The organism is Desulfosporosinus sp. HMP52 (genome assembly GCF_000765145.1).
Taxonomy (GTDB): domain Bacteria; phylum Bacillota; class Desulfitobacteriia; order Desulfitobacteriales; family Desulfitobacteriaceae; genus Desulfosporosinus.
In genome coordinates, this window is sequence record NZ_JMGA01000020.1 from 207,014 (window position 1) to 221,483 (window position 14,470).

Below are 14,470 nucleotides of genomic sequence, written 5' to 3' on the forward strand. Positions count from 1 at the left end.
CATCGACAAATATATAAAAGGAGCTATGCTGAAAATGAAAAAACGAGGTAAGATTCGAATTAAAAAGATCGTTATGTTTTTGATTTTTAATATTGTCTTTGGGACAATTCTAGTACCCTTCATATTGTTTTGGGGACCCTTTGAGTCACTTAAGATCGTAACAGTAGGCGCAGTAGCAACCTCACGGCATCCTCAGGTCGTAGAGGCTTTTCTTTCCGAAGAGGAGATAAGCCGTATTATGAATTCTACTAGTTCACAGGGGACTGGTATTAGTCAGGCCTTAGGACGTACGGAAGTGATTACTGATAAAGCTTCAGGAATTACAATTGAAGATATTAAAGGCCAGAGCTTTAAAGGAAAAGTTATGCTTATCAAGGATCCTAATCGAATTAAACTAGCGGTTACTAAAGAAATTGGCGTTACCGGTGAACGAGTTACTGATCTGGTTAAAGATATGAATGCTGTAGCCGGGATAAATGCAGGTGGTTTTTATGACCCCAATGGCAAAGGCAACGGAGCATTTCCGGACGGAATAACCATGCATGATGGTGAAATAGTCCACAATAATGTCGGGGACAAGGCAGTAAACATTGTTGGATTTGATGATAAAGGAAAAATGGTGCTTGGGAAGATGACAGCCAAGCAATTAGAAGAGAAGAATGTCCGTGAAGCGGTCACCTTTGAACCTAATCTAATTGTGGATGGGAAATTAATGATTACTGGTGATGGAGGGTGGGGAATTGCCCCACGGACGGGAATTGGTCAAAAAGCTGATGGTACGGTAATTTTTGTGGTGATTGACGGTCGCCAACCTACTTGGAGCATTGGGGCAAACTTACGTGACCTGATGAACGTCTTTAAAGACTACGGTGCTGTCAATGCCATTAATCTAGATGGAGGATCATCCTCAGAACTTGTTTATGATGGCAAGGTTATGAATAAGCTTTGGAATATTTTTGGCGAGAGATATATACCTACTGCCTTTGTAGTTACCCCATAAATTACTAACAGTTTTTAAAGGAGAAAAATATCGCATGAAAAAGAAACTGCGTACTATATTCGTTTGGGTCTTAGTTTCACTCCTGTTGCAATTTGGCGCGTATTCCTATTTGGAAAATAAAGTAGCTCAAGTCGTCATGCCTAATGAACCCAGTGGTCCAATCACTAAAGAACTTCAAGCAACAATACCTGGTACAGAGTTTGAAAATATTCAAGTATCTTATGCTAAGGACTATCTAGCTTATACTGAAAACGGTACCCTTAAAATCTTTAACCTAAAAAAGGAAAAGATTGTCTTCGAAAAAAAGACTAATGATAAATCCCTGGGTGTTTTATCCTATCAATGGTTGCCAGACCGTGATACTTTGCTCTACTTTTACGCCAAGAAGAATCCTAATCCGGTAACCTACGTAACTGTACCGATTAAACCGACAACACCAACAGTTGACACTAAAACTGATCAAAAAACCGATACTAAGATCGATCCAAAAGTGGAAGATCCTAATCAGAAACCTGCAAAAACCGTTGATAAAGTTGAGCAAAAGGAGACTCCTGTCCAGACAAAAACTGAAGTTCGGTATAATAATCCTCAGATAACTGAATTATATACCCTTGAGCTACCTGGTTCAGATGAAGATACTGAACCAGACGACCGGTTTAATCAAACCATTAACGAATTCCCCGCCGGTGGAAAAATCGATGAATTAGTCTTCTCAACCTCTACCAATCTGATATACCTTACGGTTAAAGATGGCTCTAAAGAACTGCTGATGGAAATTGACGTCATGAAAAATGTCCGTACTTTAAATCGAACAGGTGAGATTGTTGATGGCATGGCCGCCTCTGATAGGTATGGAACACTTTATATCAACAGTAAGATTGGCGGAACGAAACAAGTTGTCTCTTTAGGAGTCGGTAACCGACATGTTATTTCTAAGAATGCTAATGACAAGGTTTTAGGAATACGAGATGGCAAAATATATATTGGTGAAGTCATAAACAATGAACTGGTTAAAATAAAAACAACTGAGGATCGTTCAGAGATAAGTGATAACCCATCCCTTAAAACTGAATGGGAGGGCTCAATACCACTCAGTGAAGTCAGCATCCTTATCGGTTCTCAAGGGGAAGTAGTGATTTACAATCAACAAACTGCTTATATTATTAAATCAGGAGAACTTAATGAGATCTCATTGAAGGGTGATGAGAATTATATCTCTGATGATGGAGCAGAGCTTATAGAACTAAAAAAATCAGGGACTTCCACCCTTGTTGAACTGCAAGCATTAAATCCTAAAGAATCTGGAATTGTAACAAATTCCTTTCATTTAGAGTAGACCCCCATGCCGCTTACTCAGCACCATCAGAGTATGAAAAAGGGTCTCTGGGGTCAGGCAGCTTCTCCCACATCCGTTCACTCAACACTCCGAGGCTCGCCCACACGCTTTCGCGGGAGCTCCGCCAAACCTCTGGGGAATACCTGTGAAGTGAACCACTGGCTGCGCTTCCCCACGCAAGCTTTGTGGGCTTTACCGCCTCTCCGCGTGATTCGTTCACTCCTGTTGGGAGAAGCTGCCTTCCTAACACGCCAAGGATTCCACGAAGACTTACCTAAGAATCCCAAACTTTTGCTTACACTCCCAACAAACTGGCTGGAGGAGCGCTTTTCTGCTAAGCGGATGCGTCAGTGAAGCCGCGCTAAGGCGAGCGCCGACGGTTCGTGTCCCCTAGCGCGCCGCAGGTTTACATGCGACGGAACACGATGTTCCTAGTGCCGCATGCGCCAGGGACGGCATAGCATGCGGCCAGAAATGCCTGGAGGTTCGGACGCGCTCGCGAACCGTCCAGCGAACCAGCGGCGCAACTCGCAGACGCGTGCAGATCGATGACACTGTCTTCGCACGGGTTAAAACAGCCAGCAAGCGCTCCGCCCCAGAGCCTAACAGAAGAACGTCCCTCTGTCAGGATGAGTTTTTCAGAGTAGAATGAAGTGAATACAGACAGGTATGTAAAAAGAACACCCTATGGTGTTCTTTTTACAGTTATGCTTAAGAGTCTAAGGAGTTTCGCTCGGAAGGCTTTGAGCCCCCTTTAGTTGAGTTTCAAGACTATCCAGCAGTGCTCGAATTTGATTCATTTGCTCAATTATTGAGGTTACGTTTAGTGAATTTGGATCAACTTGAAGTTCGTTTTCATTAGACTGGGCTGGAGGCGCAGTAGTTTGGCCAAGGGTAGTTGGTTGTGGTGCTCCATCCCCAAATAATTGAGTTAAGGCAGACCCTAAATTCTCGGTCATGACTAGCTTATCCTGATAGGCGAGAATCACTCGTTTCATTTCTGGGATACTGCCACCCTTATCGGACTGTAGATATATGGGCTCAACATACAAGAAGTTGCCTCCGATTGGTAGAGCTAAGAGATTACCCCGTATTACGCTTGACCCTTTTTGATCCCAAAGAGATAGCTGTTCAGAGATAGTTGGATCTTGATCTATACGAGATTCAATTTGCAAGGGGCCATCTATTTCGATATTCTTTGGCATCTTATAGAGTAAGAGTTCACCATAGTGTTCTCCATCCATCCTGGCTGCCATCCAGGCCACCATATTGTTACGTGTATTAGTGGCACTGGAAGCCGGCGTAAAGGGCAGCATAAGCACAAATTCAGGTTTGTTTTCTCCGGGGATTTTCATGATGGTGTAATAGGGTTCCACATTTTGAGGAGTTGCCTCAAAGAGTTCTTTAGCTATATCCCAAGAGTCTTCTTTATTATAAAACACAGAGGAGTTAGTCATATGAAAGTTTTTAAGCATATTACTTTGAACACTAAAAAGTGTTTCTGGGTAGCGCAGGTGGGCTTTTAGGCTGGCAGGCATACTTTCCAGGTCTTTAAAAACCCCAGGAAATATCTTCATATAGGTCTTTAAAATTGGATCTGAGGGATCGGCAGCATAAAAATCTACGGTTCCATCGTAGGCGTCGATAATAACTTTAACTGAGTTGCGAATATAGTTAAAATCTTCATTGGAATATAAATGTGAATAGGGCAGAGAGTTAGAAGTTGTGTAGGCATCAATGATCCACTTTATACGACCGGAATTTATTACCATATAAGGATCGCTGTCATAGGTTAAGAATGGAGCTAATTTTTGAACCCGTTCATCTATATTTCGATAAACAAGCATTTTACTTTCTGCAGTTACTTCACTAGCGAGGTAAAAGCGCGGGGTTCCGTGCCGGAGAGATACCATGAGTTTATTGAGTGGGGTTAACGGAATTCCTGTCTTTCCCTGGTAGGAATTTTCTGCATTGGAATTACCTAGGGGATAATCAAACTCTTTGTTAGAAGTATTTGCAACTACCCAGTCCTTCGTCAATTCACCATAATATATTCTGGGCTCAGTCATTTTGAAAGCTTCAAATTCACTGATTGGCGGGACATCTTTAATAGCAAATGAAGGGAGCCCTTCAGAAGTGACAGCATTGGCGAAAGAAGCAGAAGCCCCAAAACCATGAGTATATTTAAAACGCATGTTGACAAAGGTTTTAGCCTTAGAATCTAAGTCTGGGGTGGAGATTTCTCTTGGACCGATCATAACCTGTCGAGATTCCCCATTAATGGGATAACGATCTATGTCTATATCATTAAACTTGTAATACAGTCGTATGCCTTGCTTTTGATTGTAAGTTTGCAACATAGGCCGAGCGTCATTAAGCCTGACATTGTTAAGGGTTCCTTGATCCGCCTTCAGTGCTTCGATTGTTATGGGAGTATTACCAGGGTATTCAACTTCCTTAATGTTGTTTAACTGATAGCCATAGCGAGTCATCTCGATCTCATGTTGAATATAAGGTTGTTCCTTAGTTAACTCATTAGGCAGAACTACAAAGGATTGAACCATAGTGGGGATAATGCTGTACATTACAATACCGACGACGAAAATTCCGATGATTGGCATCGTTAATAATCGAGTGTCTTTAAAAGCAAAAGAGATAAAGGCAAAGATCGATCCTAAAATACTTAGGATAATTAAAAGTCTAAGTGCCGGTAGCGTTACGTTTAAGTCTGTAAAACCTGCTCCAACAACGTGACCGTGTGAAGAATAGAGTAATTTGAAGATGTCTAAAAAGTAGCCATAAGCCTTGAGGGCCAATAATATGCCAACCAAGAAAGCTAAGTGCTTACGACAGGAAGCACCCATAGTTACCGCACCATTTTGCCAAAGTTTTCTAGAGTTAAATCGAATAACTCCTGTAACAATATAGAAAATTGATGTAAATAAGGTTAGTAAAAATAAAGGGCCAAAAAATGCATTAAAAATAGTATTTAATAAGGGGAGTCTGAAAAAGTAAAATGATAAATCTTTTCCAAATACCGGGTCAGCCTGACTAAACTGAGTTGCATGAGTAAAAGATAATATATCTAACCAGCCAGTAAACCCTGCTACAAAACTAATACCGAAGCTAATGACTGCAGAAATAATCAGCAGCCAGACAGTGACTCTGCGTTGGCTTAAGCTAAAAACAGGACGGTTCATATCCTGAACTAACCTTAAACGAAGGCGTAACCGTTCATTAACAAATGTCACAATAGCATGTCTAATGGAAAGGAGGGTACCGGCAATAAAAAGGAAAAGTATCGTTCCATTCACTGCTTGAAATAGTATTTTACTTAGTAATGGAGTCCAAAATAATTGAGAGTACCCTAAGCTTGTAAACCAGGCCCAATCTTCATATAAGCCACTTGAAGCAGTCAAAATTGTGACCAAAATTATGAAGCCGATAATAATTTTAATAAATCGATTCAATAGTCTTCCCCCTTTAATTACCTAAGACCTAACCAAACGATTATGTATGTTTAATCATAATATTATATTCTTCCCAATTAATGAAAATCCCTTCATATATTTTGTTGTATTCAAGGGCAAATTCTTTTTAAATCTGGATAAACTATGATATACTAACAACAGATTAATACCCTAAAGGGGTATTAAAGCTAGTAATTAAGAGGAGTTGAAAGTCATGTATGACGTTATTATTGTGGGAGCAGGTCCGGCTGGTTTAACTGCTGGAATTTATGCAGCACGTGGAGGATTAAAAGCAGCTATCATAGAGTTAGCTATGCCCGGTGGGCAGGCTGCTTCTACAGAGAATATAGAAAACTACCCGGGGTTTCCAGACGGAGTCAACGGGTATGAACTTATGAATCTATTTCATAAGCAAGCTATTGCTTTCGGTGTAGAATTTATTTTTGAAGAAGTTCAAACTCTAGAGCTCAACGGAGCTATAAAAAAAGTTCAAACCTATGATCGTATTCTTGAGGCTCGTTCTATCATTATCGCTGCAGGATCCAAGCCTAGATTATTAGGAGTTCCGGGTGAAGATCGCTTTAGGGGGAGTGGAGTTTCTTACTGTGCTACATGTGACGGTGCTTTTTTTAAAGGCAAGAAGGTGGTTGTAGTAGGCGGAGGGGATGCTGCCATTGAGGAAGGTTCTTACCTGACGAAATTTGCCGATGAGGTAACGATTGTACATAGACGAGAAGGTTTTAGGGCTTCTCAAATCGCTATAAATCGCGCCAAAGAGAATCCCAAAATCCGTTTCGAACTGAATGCAGTTGTTGAAGAAATCTTGGGGTCTAACCACGTTGAAGGGGTACGTATACTCAACGTACAAAGTAAGGAGACTAGGAACATCCCAGCTGACGGAGTTTTTATTTATGTTGGAACTGATCCTAATGCCCAATTTATCGGTGAAGAAATTGAAACTGATGAGCGTGGCTATATTCTAACGGATTCACTTTTGCAAACCAACATAAAAGGAGTATATGCTGCTGGAGATATTCGGAATACGCCTCTCCGTCAAGTAGCCACTGCAGTTGGTGATGGGGCCTTAGCAGCAGTAGAAGTTGAAAAATACTTGGAAGATTCAAAGTAAATAAACACATACTACTGAATATTCACATAAGTTTGAATATAATTCCATAAAAATGAATGATTATATTTACTGACATATGTTAATATTGTAATATTTCTATTTGTATAATAAAATATAGAAAATAGTAGTCAATTTAGAATATTTCTTTTAAAAACTATGTAATGTTGTATACAAAGGAGGGAATTATAGTGAACTTTGTAGTCTGCCTTAAACAAGTTCCCGATACATCCGAAGTCCGCATTGACCCAGCGACGAATACCCTCATGAGAGAGGGTGTGCCATCAATTATCAACCCCTATGATGCCCATGGCTTAGAAGAAGCAATTCGTCTTAAGGAAAAAGTCGGAGGGAAGGTAACTATAGTAAGTATGGGGCCTCCCCAAGCCAAGGATGCCTTGAAAAAAGCGATGACTTATGGTGCTGATCGAGCAATTCTACTTAGTGATCGTGCTTTTGGAGGCTCTGATTCCCTGGCTACAGCATATATTCTTTCAATGGCCCTGCAAAAGATCCATGAGACTGAACCAATTGACCTGGTTTTCGCAGGTAAAGAAGCAATAGATGGAGATACAGCTCAAACTGGCCCCGGTATTGCGCAACGCCTAGGATTTCCTCAGTTGACCTATGTAATTAAGGTTAGAGAGCTAACTGAAACTACAGTAACCGTGGAACGCAAGACAGAAAGCGGGCGTCAAATTGTTCAGGCTCAGTTGCCTGCCTTGATGACAGTTGAAAAGGAGCTTAACGATTTACGCTATGCAACTTTGCCGAATATGATGAAAGCCGCTACTTATGAGCCTGAGGTATGGGATGTTACCTCTCTGCCCTTTGATACTAAGCAAATGGGTCTTAAAGGATCTCCTACTAGTGTTTCTAGAATTTTCGCACCACCTGGCCGCAGTGGCGGAGAAATAATGGATGCTATGAATGATCCGGCAGGTGTCGCCGCAACGGTGGTTCAAAAAATATTCCAACAGAACATAATCATGGTTAGTCCCCTAGCGAAGGGAGGGAAACGCTAATGACCGTCGCCGTTGACAAAACAAAGTGTATCGGGTGCGGGGCTTGTGTCGTGGAATGCCCGGTTGAGGCTCTGGATCTAATTGATGGCTTAGCCGTTGTAGATCCCAAGAAATGTGAAGACCATGGAAAATGTGCTTTAGTATGCCCGACTAATGCCCTGGCAGTCGTAAAGAAACCTTCCAAACCCTCCGATGAACTTAATTCGGAGGCTGGGTCTAAGTTTAACCTAAAAGATCCATTACCTGAATCCGTTAAGGATTATGCTCAAGATAACAATAAAAAAACAATTCGTTCTCAAGTAACTCCTGTGGCCGGTGGAGATGTCTGGAGCGGTGTCTGGGTAATCATTGAATATACAAACGGCAAGGTTGCACCTGTTTCCTGGGAATTGCTTGGTGAGGGCCGAAAACTTGCCGATGCCATTGGATGTGGCTTGAGTGGAGTAATAACCGGGTATCAGGTTGAGAATGTCATACCTGAAGCCTTTGCTTACGGTGCCGAGAAGGTGTATGTCATCGATCACCCTATTCTAAAGGATTATCGATCAGAACCTTATGCTGAGGCGATTACCGGGCTCGTAAAGAAATATCAACCTGAGATTATCTTGATGGGTGCAACTTCGATGGGTAGAGATGTATTCCCGGCAATTGCAACCAAACTGCAAACAGGCTTAACCGCCGATTGTACGGTACTGGGCATTGATCCGGAGACAAAGTTGTTACAACAAACTCGGCCGGCTTTTGGTGGAAATATTATGGCAACTATTCTTTGTCGAACGAGCCGTCCTCAAATGGCGACAGTTCGTCCTCGAGTAATGGCAATGCCCGAACGAGTGGATGGACGTGTGGGAGAACTAATTCAAGAAGAATTTACGCTTGAAGAAGAAAACTTCCGCACTAAGATCTTGGAGTTTATAAGCAGTGATGCTAGGAGCGCATTTTTAGATAAAGCTGAAATCATCGTAGCAGTAGGCTTAGGAATTGCAGCAAAAAGGAACATGGTTATTGCTGAGGAGTTAGCTGAAGTGTTAGGGGGTACCATAGCTGGAACCCGTGGAGCTGTAGAAGCAGGCTGGCTGACTCATGATCAGCAAGTGGGGCAATCCGGAGTAACGGTTCGTCCTAAAGTATATATTGCGATCGGAATATCCGGAGCCATCCAGCATTTAGTTGGAATGGAGACATCGGACTTTATCATTGCCATCAATAACGATCCGGAAGCTGCAATTTTAAAGGTTGCTAATTACGGTATCGTTGGAGATCTATTTCAAGTAGTTCCTGCACTGACTGCAGAGTTTAAGAAACGCCTTCAGCATGGCGTGGCAAATTAAGGAGGGGCAAACATGGAAAACTTTGATGTAATCGTCATCGGCGGTGGTCCTGCTGGCCTATCTGCTGCGCTCAGTGCTGCACGTGCCGGGATGAAAACAGTAGTCATCGAACGCGGTGATTATCCGGGAACTAAGAATGTCATGGGCGGAATCCTTTATACAAAGGCTACTGATATGGTTGTACCGGAATTCTGGAAGGACGCTCCCCTAGAACGCCCCATCATTGAACAACGGATTGCCATGTTAAGTGGCGACGAGTCAATCTTGGCTGGTTACCGTGATCCTGCCTGGGGGAAAGAGCCGTACAATGCCCATTCAGTCTTTAGGGTGAAGTTTGATCGTTGGCTGGCTCAGCAAGCAGAAAAAGCCGGGGTTATGATCATTACTGAAACACTGGTGGAAAATCTTTTATATAAAGGCGACCAGGTTGTAGGAGTCCGAACAGGTCGTGCTGAAGGAGATTTAGGTGCAAAGGTAGTCATTCTGGCTGAAGGGGTTAATAACTTCATAGCGGTTAAAGCCGGATTAGCTAAACCACTCAAACCTGAGGTAGTCGCTGTCACCGTCAAAGAGGTTATTGCTTTACCCAAAGAAAAGATCGAAGACCGTTTCTGTCTGGAGGAAGGACAGGGAGCTACTATTGAACTGTATGGAGATTCAACGGCGGGAATGATGGGCGTAGGATTTATCTATACCAATAAGGATTCGATTTCAATTGGCGTTGGAACCATTCTTCAACAGCTAATTCGAAATAATTGGACCCCCAATGATTTGTTAGAGAACATGAAAGCCAAACCTTATGTGAAACGCCTTCTTCAAGGCGGCGAAACTAAGGAATATCTGTCTCACTTAATCCCTGAAGGTGGATATACCCACGTACCTAAACTTCATCGCCAAGGAGTTATGGTCGTCGGAGATACGGCAATGCTCATGAATTCCTTAAATCGTGAGGGTTCAAACCTGGCTATGATATCGGGTAAAATTGCCGGGGAAGTCGCGGCTCAGGCAATACGGGCCGGAGACGTGAGCGATCATGCAATGGGTGTTTACGAAACCCGCCTACGGGATTCCTTTGTTCTTAAAGACCTCCATCACTATCGTCATATGGGCAAATTCTTTGAAGAAAACACCCATCTCTTAAAAATATATCCCAAGTTGTTCTCTAAAGCTGCCAAAATGTATTTGACAGCTGACGGGACCCCTAAGAAAGAACGTCAAAAAGAAATTATCAAAATGGCCTTCGAACACCGTTCTAAAGGCGGTTTACTTAAGGATATCTATGGAGCATGGAGGGCGCTCTTATGAAATTAGATGATAAACTTTATTTGGTTAGGTTTAACACAGATAAACTAAACCACATTAAAATAGCTAACCCCAGTGTTTGCTTGCAGCAGTGCCAAGATAAACCTTGTACACGTTTTTGCCCAGCCCATGTCTACGATTGGGATGAAGAAGAAAAACGTATTGCCGTGGGTTATGAAGGCTGCCTGGAGTGTGGAACCTGCCTAATCGGTTGTCCCTTTGGCAATATTGACTGGAAGTATCCAAGAGGTGGATTCGGAGTTTCTTGGAAAAATGGCTGATTAATTATTAAAATGTAAAAAAATGTAATTTAATGAAAGAGCAGAGGGGGCTCATAACCTTCTTTGCTCTTTCTCATGAACAAAGTTTCTTTGACAGTCATTTCTCCAATAGGTAGAATATAAACGAAGGAAGGGATAAGTCCTGAATGGATAGAACACTACAAGAAGCACTTCATAAAGAAAGTGCGCTCATTAATAAATTAAAATCCTTAAACACTGTTTTGGTTGCCTTTTCCGGTGGAGTAGATTCAACCTATCTTCTGGACGTTGCCCAAGAAACCTTAGGACAAAACTGCCAAGGGGTACTTGCACGAGGAGCGATGGTTTCTAGCCAAGAAGAAATTGAAGCACTTTCTTTAGTGGAGAGGTATAAATATCCTGTACAGGTGATTGACTTTGATGTGTTTAACATTAAAGAGTTTCGGGATAACCCGCCTAATCGTTGCTATTTCTGCAAAAAGAGACTATTTGAGAGTTTTCTGAAATGGAATAACCGAAAGGATGCAGTAGTCATTGAAGGGACAAATGCCTCTGATGCCCTGGATTATCGCCCAGGGAGGCTAGCTCTTCAAGAACTAGGAATTGTTAGTCCGCTTTATGAAGTGGGATTAACAAAACCTGAAATCCGAATTCTATCAGAACTTCGAAATTTGCCTACTTGGAATAAACCTGCCATGGCTTGTCTGGCGTCCAGAGTCCCTTATGGAGATCCAATTACCAGAGAATTACTGGAAGGTATTGCCCGTGCAGAAGCTATCCTGCAGCAAAATGGATACCAGGAATGTCGGGTCAGGGTTCACGGCAATCTGGCTCGCATCGAAATTCCCAGTCAAGAATTTGAAAGGTTTATCCTGGAAGCTTCAAAAATCACAACCCGTTTATCCGAACTGGGTTTTCGCTTTGTTACATTAGATTTAATGGGACTACGTTCGGGAAGTCTCAATCCCATTTAACTGGAGGACTACTTATGAATGAAGAAACCCTCAAAGCCCTGCTCGACTCCGTACATCAGGGAACTTGCTCCCCGGATAATGCCTTTCAGCAATTAAAGGATTTGCCTTATGAAAACTTGGACTTTGCCAGATTGGATCATCATCGAGGACTGCGGACGGGGCAATCAGAAGTGATTTTCTGCCAGGGGAAGCAACCCGAACATATCATCAAAATCTTAAAACACCTGGGGGACAAAGAACTTAATGTGTTGGCCACCAGACTTGATATACCCACTGCCGAAATAGTCTTGCCTCACTTTCCCGATGCTTTGTATGATCGACAAGCTTGCTGTCTTCTGCTCAGACCTCTTGCAGAACCAACCATTCCCGGTAAGATTCTCATTATGACAGCGGGAACTGCGGATTTAGCTGTAGCTCAAGAAGCATTGCTGACGGCTCGTTTTATGGGGCATGAAGTTGACACCTTGTTTGACGTGGGAGTTGCAGGCATACATCGGTTGTTAGGGCAGAAAGAACTTATGGATAGAGCAGAGGTAATTATCGTTGTTGCCGGAATGGAAGGGGCCTTAGCCAGTGTTGTTGGAGGTCTAGTCGAACAGCCGGTTATTGCAGTACCAACCAGCGTTGGCTATGGTGCCCATTTTCAAGGTCTTGCGCCACTACTCAGTATGCTGAACAGTTGTGCCTCAGGAGTTGGCGTAGTTAACATCGACAATGGATTTGGGGCTGCCTCTCTAGCTTCTGCAATAGTACGACGCATAATGAGAGCTGGAAAGAAAGGGGATCTAACTTGAAAATACTATACTGGGATGCCTTTGCTGGCATAAGTGGGGATATGGCCTTAGGGTCTTTAATAGCCTTAGGTGCTGATCCGGAAAGCATCGTTAAGCAGCTTCATTCAATTGGCTTAACAGAATTTGTATTAGAAGTAACGGAGCGCCAAGTTCACGGCATTCAAGCAACAGATATCAATGTTGTACTTCACCCCCATGAGCTGGAGTCCCCCAATCAAGAGCATCATAGTCATTCCCACCGCCACCTGCCGGATATTCAAACTATGATTCTTAGTGGGGATTTATCTGAACGGTCTAAAAATACTGCCCTTAAAGTCTTTACTGCTTTGGCCGAAGCTGAAGCCTGTGTTCATGGAACGACGATTGATAAGGTTCATTTCCACGAGGTTGGGGCTGTTGATTCCCTGGTGGATATAGTAGGAACCTGTATTGCTCTGGATCAGTTAAACATAGATTCTATCCTTGTATCGACCTTGCCTTGGTCACATGGTTTTGTAAAATGTGCTCATGGAACCTTACCTTTGCCCGCACCCGCTTCCCTAATGCTTTTGAAAGGTTATAAATTTCGAGCATCTGGAATTACCGGCGAATTGATTACTCCGACAGGGGCAGCACTGATCCGTGCTTTAGCAAAACAATCTACTTTTCCGGAAATGACTTTGCTTAATGTGGGATATGGTTCCGGTAAAAATGATTACGGCATACCTAGTCTGCTAAGAGCAGTTTTGGGAGAAAATTGAAACAGAGGTGAGATATGTTCCCTCAAATTTTTAATACTCTTCAACAATCAGGCTGGAAACTCGTCCCATTAGAAGGCAATTGGGTATCTGCTACTCATGAGTCCCTTAATAGAGGACTGATTTTTGGCAATCTAAGTGAACTTCCTCAAGACTTTAAGCCGATCTTACAAAGCAGTGATTTATCACAATGGGATGTAATTGTTTTTTGTCCTAAGGGAATAGATTCATCTGATTTGAAAAATCATCATTTTGCGGGTCTTCAGCTATGGTATTGGGATACTCAGACAGGCAACCTCTTTCCGTTCCCACCAACGAATGATACCTTGATTCCCAACTGGTTGCGACAGGTGGCCAGTGGAAAGGATGCTCTATCTGGGTTTGCCAAACCTGATGTTGAGGACTTTAAACCATTATTAACCTACGTTCTTTTCGGTATTAACATAGTTGTCTTTATCCTAATGACTTTAGCAGGGGGATCAGAAAATCAATCTGTCCTGATTGCCTACGGAGCTAAAGTCAACCCGTTAATTCAGGCAGGCGAACTATGGCGTTTTCTGACAAGTGTATTTATCCATATTGGTTTTTTGCATCTTCTCTTTAACCTCTATGCACTTTGGTCTTTAGGCCCCATCAGTGAAAGAAATTTTGGGCATTGGCGATTTTTAGTAATTTATATTATGAGTGGTCTGGGGGGATCCATCGCCAGCTATTTCTTTTCAACGGCCTTATCTGCAGGAGCTTCGGGGGCAATTTTTGGGTTATTAGGAGCGCTTTTGTATTATAGTCTAAAAAGACCATCCCTCTGGAAATCCGGGTTAGGAATGAATTTAGTCATAGTTATAATTATCAATTTCGGATTTGGGCTTACTCAACCGGGGATTGATAATTATGCCCACCTGGGAGGTCTGATTATTGGCTTTCTAACGACGATGCTCCTATCGAAACTAAGTGTAAATTAACTCAGTGCAGCGTACTAATTGTTCCAGCGTTTCAAAAAAATACCTCTATAGTGGTGCGTATTATTCTCTTTTCAAGGGACAAAATAGAATCAAGAGCTTGCGGTTTCTTAGCAAGGTGACTTTGTAACGGGTCATCGTTAGTTAAGAAAGCGT

The 14,470-nt window shown here is 42.5% G+C and carries 13 protein-coding genes; 12 read left to right on the forward strand and 1 reads right to left on the reverse strand.

Going from position 1 to position 14,470, the window contains the following annotated elements; all coding sequences use genetic code 11:
* The first annotated feature begins 34 nt into the window (after positions 1–34).
* From DP73_RS09525 to DP73_RS23420, 3 genes are read left to right on the forward strand one after another with little or no spacing between them, the layout of a single operon-like run.
* Positions 35–1,000: a phosphodiester glycosidase family protein gene (locus tag DP73_RS09525; protein WP_034599105.1), complete on the forward strand. Its 966-nt coding sequence runs from the start codon at positions 35–37 to the stop codon at positions 998–1,000.
* 34 nt (positions 1,001–1,034) lie between these two features.
* Positions 1,035–2,336 (forward strand): hypothetical protein, encoded by a 1,302-nt coding sequence (locus DP73_RS09530; RefSeq protein WP_052090517.1) that lies wholly within the window; start codon positions 1,035–1,037, stop codon positions 2,334–2,336.
* Positions 2,337–2,342: 6 nt separating this feature from the next.
* Entirely contained in the window at positions 2,343–2,690 is a 348-nt protein-coding gene (locus tag DP73_RS23420; RefSeq protein ID WP_034599107.1) for a hypothetical protein, read from the forward strand.
* A gap of 365 nt (positions 2,691–3,055) precedes the next feature.
* Here the strand turns inward: DP73_RS23420 and DP73_RS09540 are convergent, their stop codons facing one another.
* Positions 3,056–5,806: a UPF0182 family protein gene (locus DP73_RS09540; RefSeq protein ID WP_052090519.1), complete on the reverse strand. Its 2,751-nt coding sequence runs from the start codon at positions 5,804–5,806 to the stop codon at positions 3,056–3,058.
* Between the two features lie 214 nt (positions 5,807–6,020).
* On the opposite strand from DP73_RS09540, the gene trxB reads away from it, so the two are divergent.
* The 9 genes from trxB (at position 6,021) to DP73_RS09585 (ending at position 14,317) form a co-directional block, all read left to right on the forward strand.
* A complete protein-coding gene (gene trxB / locus DP73_RS09545; RefSeq protein ID WP_034599109.1) occupies positions 6,021–6,935 on the forward strand; it encodes a thioredoxin-disulfide reductase in 915 nt (304 codons plus the stop codon).
* Positions 6,936–7,123: 188 nt separating this feature from the next.
* Positions 7,124–7,957, forward strand: a complete 834-nt coding sequence (locus tag DP73_RS09550; protein WP_034599111.1) for an electron transfer flavoprotein subunit beta/FixA family protein — start codon at positions 7,124–7,126, stop codon at positions 7,955–7,957.
* The gene (locus DP73_RS09555) at positions 7,957–9,288 is read left to right on the forward strand and encodes an FAD-binding protein (protein ID WP_034599112.1); all 1,332 of its coding nucleotides are present in this window, start codon (positions 7,957–7,959) and stop codon (positions 9,286–9,288) included. Before DP73_RS09550 ends, DP73_RS09555 begins: the two co-directional genes overlap by 1 nt.
* A 12-nt stretch (positions 9,289–9,300) precedes the next feature.
* Positions 9,301–10,593, forward strand: a complete 1,293-nt coding sequence (locus DP73_RS09560; protein ID WP_034599114.1) for an FAD-dependent oxidoreductase — start codon at positions 9,301–9,303, stop codon at positions 10,591–10,593.
* Positions 10,590–10,871 (forward strand): 4Fe-4S dicluster domain-containing protein, encoded by a 282-nt coding sequence (locus DP73_RS09565; protein ID WP_034599116.1) that lies wholly within the window; start codon positions 10,590–10,592, stop codon positions 10,869–10,871. Before DP73_RS09560 ends, DP73_RS09565 begins: the two co-directional genes overlap by 4 nt.
* Before the next feature lie 146 nt (positions 10,872–11,017).
* Complete coding sequence (larE, locus tag DP73_RS09570; RefSeq protein WP_034599118.1) at positions 11,018–11,824, forward strand: ATP-dependent sacrificial sulfur transferase LarE; 807 nt, start codon at positions 11,018–11,020, stop codon at positions 11,822–11,824.
* 14 nt (positions 11,825–11,838) lie between these two features.
* Complete coding sequence (gene larB, locus DP73_RS09575; RefSeq protein WP_034599119.1) at positions 11,839–12,618, forward strand: nickel pincer cofactor biosynthesis protein LarB; 780 nt, start codon at positions 11,839–11,841, stop codon at positions 12,616–12,618.
* Positions 12,615–13,358, forward strand: a complete 744-nt coding sequence (locus DP73_RS09580; RefSeq protein ID WP_034599120.1) for a LarC family nickel insertion protein — start codon at positions 12,615–12,617, stop codon at positions 13,356–13,358. Before larB ends, DP73_RS09580 begins: the two co-directional genes overlap by 4 nt.
* Before the next feature lie 14 nt (positions 13,359–13,372).
* Positions 13,373–14,317 (forward strand): rhomboid family intramembrane serine protease, encoded by a 945-nt coding sequence (locus tag DP73_RS09585; RefSeq protein ID WP_081963001.1) that lies wholly within the window; start codon positions 13,373–13,375, stop codon positions 14,315–14,317.
* Positions 14,318–14,470 lie beyond the last annotated feature (153 nt).

Coding starts and splice junctions, on each gene's coding strand:
- larB (WP_034599119.1), top strand. CDS start 11,839: ATGAATGAAGAAACCCTCAAAGCCCTGCTCGACTCCGTACATCAGGGA.
- DP73_RS09555 (WP_034599112.1), top strand. CDS start 7,957: ATGACCGTCGCCGTTGACAAAACAAAGTGTATCGGGTGCGGGGCTTGT.
- DP73_RS09565 (WP_034599116.1), top strand. CDS start 10,590: ATGAAATTAGATGATAAACTTTATTTGGTTAGGTTTAACACAGATAAA.
- DP73_RS09525 (WP_034599105.1), top strand. CDS start 35: ATGAAAAAACGAGGTAAGATTCGAATTAAAAAGATCGTTATGTTTTTG.
- larE (WP_034599118.1), top strand. CDS start 11,018: ATGGATAGAACACTACAAGAAGCACTTCATAAAGAAAGTGCGCTCATT.
- DP73_RS09530 (WP_052090517.1), top strand. CDS start 1,035: ATGAAAAAGAAACTGCGTACTATATTCGTTTGGGTCTTAGTTTCACTC.
- DP73_RS23420 (WP_034599107.1), top strand. CDS start 2,343: ATGCCGCTTACTCAGCACCATCAGAGTATGAAAAAGGGTCTCTGGGGT.
- trxB (WP_034599109.1), top strand. CDS start 6,021: ATGTATGACGTTATTATTGTGGGAGCAGGTCCGGCTGGTTTAACTGCT.
- DP73_RS09585 (WP_081963001.1), top strand. CDS start 13,373: ATGTTCCCTCAAATTTTTAATACTCTTCAACAATCAGGCTGGAAACTC.
- DP73_RS09560 (WP_034599114.1), top strand. CDS start 9,301: ATGGAAAACTTTGATGTAATCGTCATCGGCGGTGGTCCTGCTGGCCTA.